This is a genomic window from Streptomyces sp. NPDC058469 (genome assembly GCF_042721125.1).
Taxonomy (GTDB): Bacteria; Actinomycetota; Actinomycetes; order Streptomycetales; family Streptomycetaceae; genus Streptomyces.
The window spans coordinates 1-14,988 of record NZ_JBHXME010000142.1 but is presented as its reverse complement, the minus strand read 5'-3'; the positions used below and the strand labels follow the sequence as shown (position 1 = coordinate 14,988).

Annotated in this window: 13 protein-coding genes; 7 read left to right on the top strand and 6 right to left on the bottom strand. The window is 69.1% G+C overall.

Annotated features, from left to right (window positions below):
• Positions 1–19: 19 nt before the first annotated feature.
• From ACFWP5_RS40295 to ACFWP5_RS40285, 3 genes are read right to left on the bottom strand one after another with little or no spacing between them, the layout of a single operon-like run.
• Positions 20–178, bottom strand: a complete 159-nt coding sequence (locus ACFWP5_RS40295; RefSeq protein ID WP_384168739.1) for a hypothetical protein — start codon at positions 176–178, stop codon at positions 20–22.
• Positions 175–393 carry a hypothetical protein gene (locus ACFWP5_RS40290; protein WP_384168736.1) on the bottom strand — a complete coding sequence of 73 codons (219 nt, stop codon included), beginning with the start codon at positions 391–393 and terminating at the stop codon, positions 175–177. Before ACFWP5_RS40290 ends, ACFWP5_RS40295 begins: the two co-directional genes overlap by 4 nt.
• Positions 390–593: a hypothetical protein gene (locus ACFWP5_RS40285; protein WP_384168733.1), complete on the bottom strand. Its 204-nt coding sequence runs from the start codon at positions 591–593 to the stop codon at positions 390–392. The genes ACFWP5_RS40290 and ACFWP5_RS40285 overlap by 4 nt, the downstream gene beginning before the upstream one ends.
• A 168-nt stretch (positions 594–761) precedes the next feature.
• On the opposite strand from ACFWP5_RS40285, the gene ACFWP5_RS40280 reads away from it, so the two are divergent.
• Together ACFWP5_RS40280 and ACFWP5_RS40275 are read left to right on the top strand one after the other, a co-directional pair.
• Complete coding sequence (locus ACFWP5_RS40280) at positions 762–1,517, top strand: DUF6879 family protein (RefSeq protein ID WP_384168731.1); 756 nt, start codon at positions 762–764, stop codon at positions 1,515–1,517.
• Positions 1,518–1,534: 17 nt separating this feature from the next.
• Positions 1,535–2,386 (top strand): helix-turn-helix domain-containing protein, encoded by an 852-nt coding sequence (locus tag ACFWP5_RS40275; protein WP_384168728.1) that lies wholly within the window; start codon positions 1,535–1,537, stop codon positions 2,384–2,386.
• A gap of 364 nt (positions 2,387–2,750) precedes the next feature.
• Here the strand turns inward: ACFWP5_RS40275 and ACFWP5_RS40270 are convergent, their stop codons facing one another.
• Positions 2,751–3,086, bottom strand: a complete 336-nt coding sequence (locus ACFWP5_RS40270; RefSeq protein ID WP_384168725.1) for a P-II family nitrogen regulator — start codon at positions 3,084–3,086, stop codon at positions 2,751–2,753.
• A gap of 21 nt (positions 3,087–3,107) precedes the next feature.
• Complete coding sequence (locus tag ACFWP5_RS40265; RefSeq protein WP_384168722.1) at positions 3,108–4,526, bottom strand: ammonium transporter; 1,419 nt, start codon at positions 4,524–4,526, stop codon at positions 3,108–3,110.
• A gap of 340 nt (positions 4,527–4,866) precedes the next feature.
• Here ACFWP5_RS40265 and ACFWP5_RS40260 point away from each other — a divergent pair, with 340 nt between their 5' ends.
• The 3 genes from ACFWP5_RS40260 (at position 4,867) to ACFWP5_RS40250 (ending at position 9,393) form a co-directional block, all read left to right on the top strand.
• Positions 4,867–6,888 carry a M4 family metallopeptidase gene (locus tag ACFWP5_RS40260; protein WP_384168719.1) on the top strand — a complete coding sequence of 674 codons (2,022 nt, stop codon included), beginning with the start codon at positions 4,867–4,869 and terminating at the stop codon, positions 6,886–6,888.
• Positions 6,889–7,145: 257 nt separating this feature from the next.
• The gene (locus tag ACFWP5_RS40255) at positions 7,146–8,801 is read left to right on the top strand and encodes a M4 family metallopeptidase (RefSeq protein ID WP_384168716.1); all 1,656 of its coding nucleotides are present in this window, start codon (positions 7,146–7,148) and stop codon (positions 8,799–8,801) included.
• 82 nt (positions 8,802–8,883) lie between these two features.
• Entirely contained in the window at positions 8,884–9,393 is a 510-nt protein-coding gene (locus ACFWP5_RS40250) for a DUF1990 family protein (RefSeq protein WP_384168713.1), read from the top strand.
• A 136-nt stretch (positions 9,394–9,529) separates the two neighbouring features.
• Here ACFWP5_RS40250 and ACFWP5_RS40245 read toward each other — a convergent pair whose 3' ends face one another.
• On the bottom strand, positions 9,530–12,148 hold the full coding sequence (locus ACFWP5_RS40245) for a glycosyltransferase family 1 protein (RefSeq protein WP_384168710.1): 2,619 nt from the start codon (positions 12,146–12,148) through the stop codon (positions 9,530–9,532).
• Positions 12,149–12,448: 300 nt separating this feature from the next.
• Between ACFWP5_RS40245 and ACFWP5_RS40240 the strand changes: the two genes are divergently transcribed.
• A complete protein-coding gene (locus ACFWP5_RS40240; protein WP_384168707.1) occupies positions 12,449–13,672 on the top strand; it encodes a S8 family peptidase in 1,224 nt (407 codons plus the stop codon).
• 219 nt (positions 13,673–13,891) lie between these two features.
• Positions 13,892–14,988, top strand: a 1,097-nt coding sequence (locus ACFWP5_RS40235) for a maltotransferase domain-containing protein (RefSeq protein ID WP_384168704.1), incomplete at its 3' end; no start/stop codon positions are given.

Genomic DNA, 14,988 nt, shown 5'->3' with positions numbered 1-14,988 from the left:
CTTCGCGCTGCTGGGGCGCCTACAACTCGCGCCGCTTGACGGCTCTCCACATGCCCCGGGCCTCGGCGCACATGGCCTTCACACACGCCTGGCACGACTGCCCGTGATCAAGGAGCCTGCGGTACGCGGCAACGTCGTACGACGCCGACGACGTCACCTTGCCGACCGGCGCGCTCACAGCCCACTCCGGCTGCGGCCGTTGGCCACGGCCACGCCCGCCGACAGCCGCTCGGCATCGGTGGGCGGCCGGATCGGCCCCTCGGCGTCCCACTCGCGGCCCCCGCCGACCGGTCGCAGTTGCCAGTGCGGCCCCTCGTGTCCCATGGCCTGGCCGACCTGACGGACCGCCTCGTCGAACACGAGATCGCCGACCTCCGGGGTGAACTCGCTCATGCGCACCCCCGCCGGAGGACGTCCGCGAGCCGCAGCGCGACATCCGCGCGCACCCGCCCCAGGTCGATCAGGTTCAGGTCAGGGGAGGCCGTGTCGGCTCCCAGGGACGGCAGGACGAGCCCCGCCGCCGTCAGCGCTCCGCGCAGCATTTCGACCGCCTCGACGGCTCCGGCCGTGCCCGACTTCTGTGCAGTGGTCATGAACTCACCGTCACAGCGAGGCAGTTGAGCCGGCGAGCGGGTATGCGCAGTTATTCTCGGGCAGGTGTGTCTTATGTCCGAGAATTCTCACGGAGCGTCAGGAAGGCCATAGTCGGGCGGGACGCCCCGGCGACAAGATGATCGAAAACCCGGTGAAAGGAACTGATCATGGCTCGTCGCCTGCGCTTCAACGGCACCGGAAGCGGCGTGAACGGCTGCCCGGCCGTCCACGAAGACCTGGACACCGGTGAAGTGATCATTCACGGCCCGGCGCTCACCGACCCCGACGATATCGCGCGCCTCCGCCACCTCGGACAGGACGAGGTACCGATCGTGGTCCCGCGCGAACTGCTCGTCGACTTCGGCCCCAAGGAGGTCACACGCGTGCCGAACGTCATCGGCCTGGACGAGTTCGACCGGCTGTTCACGCAGTTCGAGCACACCGCGTGGCGGCTGGAGACGCGCCGCCGGTACGCCTCGGACGAGGTCACCGACACCTACGCGCAGTTCACCCGGGGCGAGCCCGTGGACTGGGACGGCAAGGACGCGGAATGGTGCGCCGAGCGGCGCGCACAGACCGCGCTCGGCAAGCGGTTCGAGCGGGTGCGGATCATCGACAGCCCGCCCACCCCGGGGCAGCTCTACCTGCTCGACAACGCCCGGCGGAACAGCTCGGTCGGCGAGGACATCCGGAATCTCTCTCGCGCGGACGCCGAGCGGCTCCAGCTCCCCGAAGAGGACTTCTGGATCTTCGATTCCCGGCTGGTCGTGCTGCTCAACTTCGACGACGCCGACGACCTCGTGAACGTGGAGCTGATCACGGAGCCGGTCGAGGTAAACCGGTACGCCCAGGCACGCGACGCGGCGACGCACTACGCCGCACCGTACGAGGAGTTCGCGGCGAGGCTCGCCGCCAGCGAGTAGACGGGAGATCGGTACCGGTGACCACGGACTACCAGCAGGCGCGTGAAGCGCTCGGGGTGCGGCTGCGTGAGCTGCGGATGTCGGCCCCCGACGGACGGCTCACCGGTACCGAACTCGCCCGGCGGCTCGGCTGGCCGCAGCCCAAGATCAGCAAGCTGGAGAACGGCAGGCAGACCGCTACGCCGGATGATCTTCGCGCCTGGGCCGACAAGACCGGCCAGCCGGACGCGTATGGCGAACTCCTCGCCCGGCTCAGGGGGTTCGAATCCCACATCCGCTCATGGCGGCGCCAGCTCGCCTCAGGGCACAAGCCCGTGCAGGACACACACCTGAGCACACACGCCGATGCCTCCGTGTTCCGGGGCTGGGAATCCTCCATGATCTTCGGGATTCTCCAGACCCCGGACTACGCCCGTTCGATCTTCACCAGATACGCCGAACTCCAGCAGTCCCCCCGGGACACGGAAGAGGCCGTGCGGTCCCGCATACAGCGCCAACAGGCGCTCTACGACCCCGCGAAACGCTTCCACCTGATCCTGTGGGAGGCCGCGTTGCGGGCGCTCATCTGCCCGCCGTCGGTGCTCGCCGCGCAGCTCGACCGCCTCTCCGGCGCCGTCGGCCTGGACACGGTCGAGCTGGGGATCATCCCCTTCGGCGCGTCCCTCAAGATCCCGCCCGCCACCGCTTTCTGGGTCTACGACGACGAACGCGTGATCGTCGAGACGTGGCACTCCGAGCTGTGGATCGAGGACGGCGCCAGCGTGAACACCTATCTGCGCACCTGGAACACGCTCCGCGAGAGCGCCGTATACGGGGCCGACGCCCACCGGATCATCAGTGCGGCCCGGCAGGCCCTCAACGTCATCTGACCGCTCCGGGTGATCCGGAAGCGCTGTGCGGCCCACAGACGGCCCCCGGAGCTTCGGGCGATGGTCGGCCGCAGCCCATACGCCCGCGTGATCGAGGCGCGTACCGAGGATCCCGGCGGGCACGGGGCGCGGAACAACGCCCGCCGGTGGTCGCCCTGGCGGTGACCCTCGGTTGAGTTGCACGCGAGTTGCACCGGCGCATCAACCCAAGATCGATGTACAACTATCCGTGCAGGTCAGAGGTGTGATCGCAAGAATTTGCGCGGCTGCAGAGGGTAGCCCCTCTGAGAAAATCTCACCTCCTCTCGATCGGGGGGACCCCCACGACGCGCTGAAAGACCAGCCCCCGCCCTGCATTGACGACTCACACCGCGTCCGGCCCCCGCTCCCGTGTCCTGATGCGCACCACCTCCTCCACCGGAGTCACCCACACCGTGCCGCCGCCCGTGCCGCGGGCGCCCGCGGCACGGATGACACGGACGAGGTCCATCGCGTCGAAGTCGAGGGTGAGGATGTCGAGCCGGAGCCGCGGGGCGAGGTTCACCCGGTACTCGCTGCCCCGGTAGACCTCCACCCGGACCGTCCGGGGCTCATAGGCCCGCACCTCGGTCACGGTCACTCCACGCACCCCGAACGACTGGAGAGCCTTCATGACGTCCGGGACGCGGTGGGGCGGGAGGACCGCGGTAACGAGTTTCACCGGTCCTCAACTCCTGCCATTTCAGCTGGAGTCCGGTTCCTTGGCCTTCTCGGCGACCGGTGCCGCCACCGCTGCCACCGGTTCCGACGCCGACGCCACCGCCGACTCCGCCGGATACGCCTCCTCGTCGTGGACCGCGAGGTCGCCGCTCTCCAACACCTCGTCCGGCGCCCTGAGTTTCACGAACAGGCCGATCGCCTTGAGGATCAGGAAGGTCATCACGGCGTCGTAGAGGATGACCGTCCCGGCCGAGCCCGCCTGCTTCCACAGCTGGTCGAGGTTGCCGTAGAGCCAGCCGCTGGTGGAGAAGGCCGTGGAGCCGTCCTTGTTGAGGTACACGGCCACCGCCGGGTCGGCGAAGATGCCGACGAGCATGCCGCCGGCGAGGCCCGCGATGCCGTGGGTGTAGACGACGCCGAGCGCGTCGTCGACCTTGTTGAACGGCGGGACCTTGGACAGGTAGTTCCAGGCCAGCCAGACGATCGACGACGCGATGACGCCGATGTAGATCGCGCCGATCCCGGTGACGAAGCCGGCCGCCGGGGTGATCGCGACCAGGCCGACGATCATGCCGTTGATGCCGCCGAGGAAGGTCGGCTTGCGCTGCGGCCCGACGAACATGTCCCAGAACACCCACACCAGCAGGGCAACCGCCGTACAGAGGTTGGTGTTGAGGACCGCGAGCGCCGCGTTGTGGCCGCCGAAGTACATGTCGCCGCCGTTGAAGCCGTTCCAGCCGAGCCAGAGGATGCCCGCGCCCACGGCGACCATGGGGAGGTTGTTGGGCACGCCGTGCGCTCGGTCCCGGGCGAGACGGGGACCGATCACGGCCGCGGCGACGAAGCCCGAGGTGCCGGCGGCCAAGTGGATGACGTAGCCGCCGGAGTAGTCGAGCGCGCCCTTGGCCGCCCACCAGCCGCCGCCCCACAGCAGGAAGGCGTTGACCGTGTAGACCAGGGTCGACCAGAGCGGGACGAAGAGCAGCCACGCGCGGATGTTCATCCGGCCGACCACGCTGCCCATGAACAGCAGGGGTGTGATCGCCGCGAACGCGAAGTGGAAGTAGGCGAGCGTGGCCTGTGGGAAGTGGAAGCTCGGCATCAGGTCGTTGCCGTTGACGAGCGGTATCCACGCCTGTTGCTGTTCGCTCGCCGAACCGACGATGGTGCCGGGCCGGCCGACGAACGCGCCGAGGATGCCGGGCCAGTGGGAGTCCAGGGGTTCGCCGAACCCCATCTTGAACTCCCAGAGGACCCAGCCCACCAGTACCAGCGAGAAGCCGGTGAAGGCCATGAACATGGTGTTCACGACCCACTTGCGCTGGACCAGGCCGCCGTAGAGGATCGCGATGCCGGGGATGCTCATCAGGCCGACGAGTGTCGCCGCGACGAGCTGCCAGGCGTTGTCGCCCGAGTCCAGCCAGCTGGGATAAGGAATCACTGCAACCGTCAACTCCCCTCGTGGGAGCGGCGGTCCGGCAGGACCGCCGGTTGCACGGCAGGATCCCGCCGGATCTTTTACGGGTTGGTTCCGGGGGCATGTCCGCCGAGAAAATTTCTGTTCACGGTCAATGAATCGTCAAGTCGTGGTCCGTATAGCGGACATGAACATCCGGACAACGAACGATTTTCGGCCAACCTCCTGACGCGCTCCTGACAGAAAGCGCGGGCTGCTGCCACTCTTCCCACTGGCGCTTCACAGCAACCCCACAGTTTCACTCCTGTGATCCCTGTGATCTCCCCAGGTCGCGCGATCCGCGGCCGTCCCGAAGGAGTCAGTGTTGAGAAGCAATTCCTCGCGCAGACGCACCTCCCACATAGTCGCCGTAGCCGGCGTCACCGCTCTGCTCGCCGCAGCCGTCCAGGCCGGCGCGACCTCCTCCGCCGCACCGGCCAAACCCCTTGCCAGCAAGGGGAATCCGGCGCACATGGCCCTCTCGCTCTCCCCCTCCCAGCGCGCCGAGCTGATCCGCGACGCCCAGTCGGCGCGGGCCACGACGGCCAAGGACATCGGCCTCGGCGCCCAGGAGGCGCTCGTCGCCCGTGACGCCATCAAGGACGCCGACGGCACCGTCCACACCCGCTACGAACGCACCTACGGTGGACTCCCGGTCCTCGGCGGCGACCTGGTCGTCGACACAGCCAAGTCCGGCGCCACCGAGCGCGTCATCAAGGCGACGAACGCCCCTCTCAAGGTCGCCGACCTCACCCCGAGCGTCACGACCGCCGCCGCCGAGAAGCAGGCGGTCTCCCGCGCCAGGGCCCTCGGCTCCACCAAGTCGGCCGCGGACTCCGCCCGCAAGGTGATCTGGGCGGCGAGCGGCAAGCCCGTCCTCGCCTACGAGACCGTCGTGGGCGGCCTCCAGGACGACGGCACCCCGAACGAACTCCACGTCATCACCGACGCGGCCACCGGCAAGAAGCTCTACGAGTACCAGGGCATCGAGACCGGCGTCGGCAACACCCAGTACAGCGGCCAGGTGGCGCTGACGACGACCCAGTCGGGCTCCAACTACACCCTGACCGACGGCGCGCGCGGCGGCCACAAGACGTACAACCTGAACCACGGGACGTCCGGCACCGGCACGCTGTTCTCGCAGACGAACGACACCTGGGGCAACAGCACCACGTCGAACGCGGCGACGGCCGGCGCCGACGCGCACTACGGCGCGGCGGAGACGTGGGACTTCTACAAGAACACCTTCGGCCGCAGCGGCATCAAGAACAACGGCGTCGGCGCCTACTCCCGTGTCCACTACGGGAATTCGTACGTCAACGCGTTCTGGGACGACAGCTGCTTCTGCATGACGTACGGCGACGGCTCCGGCAACGCGGACCCGCTGACGGCCCTCGACGTGGCCGGCCACGAGATGAGCCACGGCGTCACCTCCAACACCGCCGGGCTCAACTACTCCGGTGAATCAGGCGGGTTGAACGAGGCGACGTCCGACATCTTCGGCACCGGCGTCGAGTTCTACGCCAACAACTCGACCGACGTGGGCGACTACCTCATCGGCGAGAAGATCGACATCAACGGCGACGGCACCCCGCTGCGTTACATGGACAAGCCGAGCAAGGACGGCGGCTCCGCGGACAGTTGGTACTCGGGTGTCGGCAACCTCGACGTGCACTACTCGTCGGGCATCGCCAACCACTTCTTCTATCTGCTGAGCGAGGGCAGCGGCGCCAAGGTCATCAACGGCGTCAGCTACAACTCGCCCACCTCGGACGGGCTTCCGGTCACCGGCATCGGCCGGGACAAGGCGCTGCAGATCTGGTACCGCGCGCTCACCACGAAGTTCACGTCCACCACCAACTACGCGTCGGCCCGCACCGGGACGCTCGCGGCGGCCGGTGAGCTGTACGGCACGACGGGCGCCGAGTACAAGGCGGTGCAGGACGCGTGGGCGGCCGTGGCGGTCGGTGCGCGCTCCGGTGGCGGCGGCGGTGGCGGTACGTCGTTCGAGAACACGGCCGACGTGTCGATTCCGGACAACGGGGCGGCGGTTACCTCGTCGGTCACCGTGTCCGGGCGGACGGGCAACGCCCCGACGAACCTCGCGGTCGCGGTCGACATCGTGCACACCTGGCGCGGTGACCTGGTGATCGACCTGGTGGCTCCGGACGGGTCGGCGTACCGCCTGAAGAACTCCAGCTCGTCCGACTCGGCGGACAACGTGCAGGCGACCTACACGGTCAACGCGTCCTCCGAAGTGGCCAACGGCGTCTGGAAGTTGAAGGTCCAGGACGTGGCGGCACAGGACACCGGCTACATCAACAGCTGGAAGCTTACGTTCCCGTAAAAACCCGCCGACCACTTCACGCCGCACAAACAAGACGCCGCCTCGGGGTTTCAACTCCGGGGCGGCGCCCTGTTGTGGACGTTTACATTGCGGAAACGTTCACCGGACAGTCGATTTTCAGCCAACATCACTTCGGGGTCCTGACATGTACGCGCCCCCGATGCCACTCTTCCCTCACGCCGCTTCAGCACAGCCAATTCACAATCGCTCCGGTCGGTAACCCCACGCCGGCCGGACTCCCCCACCGAGGAGCTTGCGTGACCCCCCTCTACGCGCGTCACAAGCGCACCACCCTGGCCATCGCCACCGCGGTCGCCGCCGGAGCCCTGCTCGCCACCGGTGTCACCACCGGTGCCGCCGCCCAGCCCGCCACGGGCAAGGCCGCCCCGCTCGCCGCGGCTCCGCAGCTGCTCTCCAACGCCGCGCGCACCGCGCTGGTCCAGGAGAAGCAGGCCACCGCGCCCGAGACCGCCCAGCAGATAGGCCTCGGCACCAAGGAGAAGCTGGTCGTCAAGGACGTCGTCAAGGACGTCGACGGCACGCTCCACACCCGCTACGAGCGCACCTACGCGGGCCTCCCGGTCCTCGGTGGCGACCTGGTCGTGCACACCTCGCCGGCCGGCAAGACGGAGGGCGTCACCAAGGCGCACAGCGCGACCATCAAGGTGGCCACCGTCACGCCGAAGATCTCCACGGCCAAGGCCGAGAAGCAGGCGCTGACCGCCGCCAAGGCAGCGGGCTCCGACAAGACCGCCGCCGACGGTGCCCGCAAGGTCATCTGGGCCGGCACCGGCACCCCCGTCCTCGCCTACGAGACCGTCGTCGGCGGCCTCCAGGACGACGGCACCCCCAACCAGCTGCACGTCATCACCGACGCGGCCACCGGCAAGAAGCTCTTCGAGTACCAGGGCATCGAGAACGCCACCGGCACCGGCAAGACCCTGTACTCGGGCACCGTCAGCCTCGACACCACCCTGTCGGGCACGACGTACAGTCTGACCGACGCAGGGCGCGGCAGCCACAAGACGTACAACCTGAAGCACGGGACGTCCGGCACCGGCACCCTGTTCACCAACACCACCAACACGTGGGGCACCGGCACCGCCTCCAGCTCCACCACCGACGTGACCGCCGCCGCGGACGCCGCCTACGGCGCCCAGGAGACGTGGGACTTCTACAAGGCCACGTTCGGCCGCAGCGGCATCAAGAACAACGGTGTCGGCGCCTACTCCCGTGTCCACTACGGCAGTTCGTACGTGAACGCGTTCTGGGACGACAGCTGCTTCTGCATGACGTACGGCGACGGCTCGGGCAACACCCACCCGCTGACCTCGCTGGACGTCGCCGGCCACGAGATGAGCCACGGCGTCACCGCCAACACCGCGGGCCTCAACTACAGCGGTGAGTCCGGCGGGCTGAACGAGGCGACCTCGGACATCTTCGGCACCGGCGTGGAGTTCTACGCCAACAACTCGTCCGACGTGGGTGACTACCTCATCGGCGAGAAGATCAACATCAACGGCGACGGCACCCCGCTGCGCTACATGGACCAGCCCAGCAAGGACGGCGGCTCCGCCAACTACTGGTCCTCCTCGGTCGGCAACCTCGACGTGCACTACTCGTCGGGCGTCGCCAACCACTTCTTCTACCTGCTGTCCGAGGGCAGCGGCGCGAAGACGATCAACGGGGTGGCCTACAACTCCCCGACGTCCAACGGCGCCACGCTCGCCGGCATCGGCCGCGCCAAGGCGCTGCAGATCTGGTACAAGGCGCTGACGACGTACTTCACGTCGACCACCAACTACAAGTCGGCCCGCGCCGGCACCCTGAGCGCGGCGTCCGCGCTCTACGGCTCCAGCTCCGCGGAGTACGCCGCGGTGGCGGCGACCTGGACGGCCGTCAACGTCACCTGACGACAGCCGAGTTGACAGGAAAGCGGTAAGGGCGGTACCCGGAGCGAAGGCATCTCCGGGTACCGCCCTACTCTTGGTTTCCATGTCCTTCACGTACGACGACGTCGGCGCGACCCGTGAGCGTGGCTTCTGCCCCCCGGGCTTCCATCCCCTGTATGTGCGCACGCGTATCGGCGAGGGCGAGAAGGTCTTCCGCCGAGCCTCCGAAGCGGTCCTGACCTGGGAGTTGCACCGCGAGATGGGCGTGGGCATCGAGGCGAGCGCCGAAAAGGCGGCCCCCGGCGTAGACGTAACGGTCACTCTCGCCGGCCTGATCAAGGCCCCCTGCCGCATCGTCTGGACGGTCGAGGAACACCGCAGGGCCGGCTGGGCCTACGGCACCCTCCCCGGCCACCCCGAAAGCGGCGAGGAATCCTTCGTGGTCGACCGCACGGGCGACGGCACGGTCTGGCTGACGGTGTCGGCTTTCAGCCGCGGCGCGAAGTGGTACGCGCGGATGGGCGGCCCGGCGACGAGGGGCTTGCAGCACGCGTACGCGCGCCGGATCGGGAGCACGTTGCGGCAGATGTGCGCGCCGTATTCGGAGGTGTAAGGGGGCGAGCCGAAGTCCGGCGCTTGCGTGTTGCGCCCCTTCTTTCAGGGGCGCGGGGCTGTGACATTTGCGGTTCCGCCGCGTGGGCGCGACCAGCCCCCACCGGACCCGCAGCCAAAGCGCCGGACTTCAACCACTACCGCATCAACACCCCCGCACCCTCCACCCCGTCCTCCAAAGGCACCGCCACCAACCCCAACTCCGCACTGGACGCGAGGAGTCGGTGCGCCGGGAGAATACGGACCGTGTAGCCATAGGGTCCGGTGCGGTCGAGGGCAAGCGGTCCCTCGTACAACCAGTGGCCCTCGTGGTCCGGGCCTCCCGCCGGCTTCAAGGGAACCGTCACCGCGTCCCCGATCCGGTCCTCCGGATCCACCCGGCCCGACACCGCCTGCACTTCCACGTCATCCGGAGCCAGTCCGGCCAGCCCCACCCGCACCCGGAGATTGAGCGTCGTACCGAGTTCCGCGGTGGTCGTAGCCGCGGACGTCTCGACGTGGTCGACCGTCACCCCGTGCCACGCGGCGCGCACCCGCCCCTTCCAGGCGGCCAGTTCGCGGGCCGCGTCGGGGGTCATGGCGCGGTGGGCCTGCGCGGCGGGGGCGTACAGCCGCTCGACGTATTCGCGGACCATGCGCCCGGCCAGCACCTTCGGGCCGAGCAACGTCAGTGTCTGGCGGACCATTTCGATCCAGCGGTCGGGCAGGCCGTCCTGGCCGCGCTCGTAGAAGCGCGGGGTGACGCGTTGCTCCAGGAGGTCGTAGAGCGCGGCGGCCTCCACGTCGTCGCGGTGGTCGGGGTCCGTGCCGGTGCCGTCCGCCGTGGGGATGGCCCAGCCGAAGTCGGGCTGGAACCACTCGTCCCACCAGCCGTCCAGCACCGAGAGGTTGAGGCAGCCGTTCAGGGCGGCCTTCATGCCGCTCGTGCCGCACGCCTCCAACGGCCGGAGCGGGTTGTTGAGCCAGATGTCGCAGCCGGGGTACAGCTTCTGCGCCATCGCCATGCCGTAGTCGGGGAGGAAGACGATGCGGTGGCGGACGCGCGGGTCGTCCGCGAACTTCACCAGCTCCTGGACCAGCCGCTTGCCGCCGTCGTCCGCCGGGTGCGCCTTGCCCGCCACCACGATCTGGATGGGCCTTTCCGGGTGCAGGAGGAGGTCCATCAGGCGGTCGCGGTCGCGCAGCATCAGTGTGAGGCGTTTGTACGACGGGACGCGGCGCGCGAATCCGATGGTGAGGACGTCGGGGTCGAGCACGCCGTCGATCCAACCCAACTCGGCGGATCCGGCGCCGCGTTGACGCCAGGAGGCGCGGAGCCGCTCCCGTACCTCCACGACCAACTGCTCGCGCAGGTCGCGGCGCAGCTCCCAGATGTCCTGGTCCGGGATCTCCGCGACCGCGTCCCAGCGGTCAGAGCCGCCCACCGTCAGCGCGTCCTCGGTGCGCTGGGCGCCGATCTGCCGCGCCCCGAGCCGGAACACCTCGGGGGCGACCCAGGTCGGCGCGTGCACCCCGTTGGTCACGGAGGTGATCGGCACCTCCTCGGCGTCGAACCCCGGCCAGAGACCGGAGAACATCTCGCGGCTGACCTGGCCGTGCAACAGGGAGACGCCATTGGCCCGTTGCCCAAGGCGCAGGCCCATCACGGCCATGTTGAACAGGTTGGGTTCGCCGCCCGGGTAGGTCTCCATACCGAGGCTCAGGATGTGTTGGACATCCATGCGCGGGAGTTCGGCCTCCGGCCCGAAGTGCCTGGCCACCAACTCCCGGTCGAAACGGTCGATTCCGGCCGGAACGGGCGTGTGCGTGGTGAACACCGTGCCGGCCCGCACCGCCTCCAGGCCCGCGTCGAAGTCCAGCCCCGCGTCGCAGAGTTCGGCGATGCGCTCCAGGCCGAGGAAGCCCGCGTGCCCCTCGTTCGTGTGGAACACCTCGGGCTCGGGGTGACCGGTCAGCCTGCAGTACGTCCGGACCGCCCGCACCCCTCCTATACCCAGCAACATCTCCTGCAGCAGCCGGTGTTCGCTGCCGCCGCCGTAGAGCACATCGGTCACACCGCGTTCGCCGAGGTCGTTCTCCTCGACGTCCGAGTCCAGCATCAGCAGCGGCACCCGGCCGACCTGCGCGAGCCAGATCCGGGCGTGCAGCGAACGGCCGCCGGGCAGCGCCAGGGAGACCTGGGCCGGGGAACCGTCGTCCTCCCGCAGCAGCGCCACCGGGAGTTCGTTGGGGTCGAGGACCGGATAGTGCTCCTGCTGCCATCCGTCCCGGGACAGCGACTGGCGGAAGTAGCCGTGCCGGTAGAGGAGTCCGACGCCGATCAGCGGTACGCCGAGGTCGCTGGCCGATTTGAGATGGTCGCCGGCGAGGATGCCGAGGCCGCCGGAGTACTGCGGCAGGGCGGCCGTGACACCGAACTCGGGTGAGAAGTAGCCGACGGCGGCGGGCAGTTCACCGGACTGGGCCTGATACCAGCGGTCACCGTCAACGTAGTCGGCGAGATCACCGGCGACCTCGGTGAGCCGGCGCAGGAAGTGGTGGTCCCCGGCCAGCTCCGCGAGCCGCTCGGCCGAGACGCTGCCGAGGAGTCGTACGGGATCGCGTTCCGAGGCGGCCCAGTGCTCGGGATCGACGGACTGGAAGAGATCACGGGTGTCGGCGTGCCAGGACCAGCGCAGATTGCGCGCCAGATCACTGAGAGGTCGGAGGGGTTCGGGGAGAACGGGACGGACGGTGAATCGACGGATCGCCTTCACAGCTCCACCTCGGCGCTTCGCTGGATGACACACGGCAATGTGTGTCGTCGTGTGTGATGACGGTACCGGCGATGGTGTCGCCCTCGCTGGGGGCTTCGCCCCCAGACCCCCATCGGCCTGAACGGCCTCGTCCTCAAACGCCGGACAGGCTGGTTATTGCCGACCCGGGCTGGAGAGGAACCGGCCTGCTCTGAAGAAGTTGAACCGGCATGTACTGAAAAGGGCCCCTCATGCGCCCTTGTGGTGCTTCGCGCCTCACGAGAGGCTGCCCAGTGGAGAGTTGAAGGAGGGGAACTCGACATGGCACGGACGCGCTCGCGACGTCTGCGTCGGGCGGGGGGGCTGACCGCGGTCACCACAGTCGTGGTGTTTTCGGCCATCACCCTGCCCGCGCACGCCGTACCGGAGGGGACCATACTCGGCGCCGGTGAACCCGGTTCCGTCAGCGGTAGTTACCTGGTGACGTTGAAAGGGGGAACAGCGGCTCCGTCGGCGGCCGGCAAGGGCCTCGCCGAGAAGTACGGGGCGAAAATAAGCCACACCTACGGCACGGCCCTCAACGGCTACGCCATCAAGGCCAACGAGAGACAGGCAAGACTCCTCGCCACGGACACGCGGGTCGCCTCGGTCACCCAGGACACCCGCGTCACCCTGGACAGCGGCAGCCGCAGCACCGGCCGGGTCCAGCGCAACCCGCCGTCCTGGAGCCTGGACCGTCTCGACCAGCCGGGCCTGCCGCTGAACAAGAGCTACACCTCGCCGGACTCCGGGGGCGGCGGGGTGACGGTGTACGTGATCGACACCGGCATCCGGATCACCCACAAGGACTTCGGCGGCCGGGCGAGCTACGGCTGGGACTTCGTCGACAACGACGCCACCGCCCAGGACGGCAACGGCCACGGCACCCATGTCGCCGGCACGATCGCCGGCACCACGTTCGGCGTCGCCAAGAAGGCCAGGGTGGTCTCCGTACGGGTCCTCGACAACGCAGGAGCCGGCACGACCTCGCAGGTCATCGCCGGCATCGACTGGGTCACCCGGCACGCGCACAAGCCCGCGGTCGCCAATCTCAGCCTGGGCGGCTACCACAACGCCCAGCTCGACACGGCCGTACGCAACTCGATCGCCTCCGGTGTCACCTACACGGTCGCGGCGGGCAACGACGGGCTGCAGGCCGGGCTGTACTCCCCCGCGGACGTGAAGGAGGCCATCACGGTCGGCGCCACGGACAAAACCGACGCCCGGGCGGCCTTCTCGAACTTCGGCCCGGCCGTCGACCTCTTCGCCCCGGGCGTCTCGATCACCTCAGCGTCGTACGCCGGCGACACGGGGAAGGCGACCTTCTCCGGTACGTCGATGGCGTCACCGCACGCGGCCGGCGCGGCGGCCGTCCATCTCGCCGGTCACCCGCGCGCCACTCCCGCACAGGTCTCCGCGGCACTCGTCGCGGGGGCGGTTTCCGGCAAGGTGTCCGGCGAAGGGCTCGGTTCGCCGGACAAACTCCTGCAGGTACCGCGGTCGTAGTGCGAGAGTGTCGGGACCGGCCCCGTTCGCCCTGGACGGGGCCGGATCTTGTGTGGAGACCTACGCGTAAGTAGTTAGCAACCTGCCGGATTGCTCACCCGAATAGGGTGGGAAGGCTCCACCGGTACGCCCCCCAGACGCACCACGGGATCTCCTTCGCAGGACCCACCTCCCCACATCCATCCGCCCACACCCACGTTGACGCGGACAGGAGCGGTCATGCCCGCCACGCACCACTCGTCAGCACCCCCGACACCCGGTACGGACACGCCCCCCGTGCGCCCTGCCGGTATCGCACCACCCGCCCCGGAGCCACCCTCCGCGGACGGCACGTCCCCCGGCATCGGACGCATCCCCGTCCTCGATGTCCGGCCGGTCGTCCAGCACGGCCACCGGTCCGCCAAGGCGGTGACCGGTGAGGCGTTCGAGGTGTCGGCCATCGTCTTCCGCGAGGGCCACGACGCGGTCGCCGCCAACGCCGTCCTCTACGATCCGGACGGCCGCCCCGGCCCGTGGACCCCGATGCGGGAGCTCACCCCCGGCACCGACCGCTGGGGCGCCACCGTCACGCCCGGCGCACCCGGCCGGTGGACCTACACCGTGGAGGGATGGAGCGACCCGGTCGCCACCTGGCGCCACCACGCCCAGATCAAGATCCCGGCCGGCATGGACACGGACCTGGTCCTGGAGGAGGGCGCACGTCTGTACGAGCGCGCCATCACCGGCGTACCGAAGGGCAAGGGCCTCCGTCCCGTCCTCCGCGCCGCCGTCACCGCCCTCCGCGACGAGACCCGCCCGCCCGCGTCCCGGCTGGCCGCCGCGCTGACGCCGGAGGTGGACGGGGTCCTGGCCCGGTATCCCCTGCGGGAACTGGTCACGACCTCCGAGCCTCGTCCTCTGCTGGTCGAGCGGGAACGGGCCCTCTACGGCTCCTGGTACGAGTTCTTCCCCCGCTCCGAGGGCACCCCGGCCCAGCCCCACGGCACGTTCCGTACGGCGGCGAAACGGCTCGCGGGCATCGCGGCGATGGGCTTCGACGTCGTATACCTGCCGCCGATCCACCCGATCGGGACGACCTTCCGCAAGGGCCCGAACAACACCCTGTCGGCAGGGCGTGAGGACGTCGGCGTCCCATGGGCGATCGGTTCGCCTGAGGGCGGGCACGACGCGATCCACCCGCAGCTGGGCACGCTGGAGGACTTCGACGCGTTCGTCGCGCGGGCCGCCGAGCTGGGGATGGAGATCGCGCTGGACTTCGCGCTCCAGTGCTCGCCGGACCATCCGTGGGTGGACAAGCACCCGGAGTGGTTCCACCA

Bases quoted from the DNA above. Each gene is read 5' to 3' on its own strand.
- ACFWP5_RS40290 (WP_384168736.1), bottom strand. From the start codon at position 393: ATGAGCGAGTTCACCCCGGAGGTCGGCGATCTCGTGTTCGACGAGGCG.
- ACFWP5_RS40285 (WP_384168733.1), bottom strand. From the start codon at position 593: ATGACCACTGCACAGAAGTCGGGCACGGCCGGAGCCGTCGAGGCGGTC.
- ACFWP5_RS40280 (WP_384168731.1), top strand. From the start codon at position 762: ATGGCTCGTCGCCTGCGCTTCAACGGCACCGGAAGCGGCGTGAACGGC.
- ACFWP5_RS40250 (WP_384168713.1), top strand. From the start codon at position 8,884: ATGTCCTTCACGTACGACGACGTCGGCGCGACCCGTGAGCGTGGCTTC.
- ACFWP5_RS40240 (WP_384168707.1), top strand. From the start codon at position 12,449: ATGGCACGGACGCGCTCGCGACGTCTGCGTCGGGCGGGGGGGCTGACC.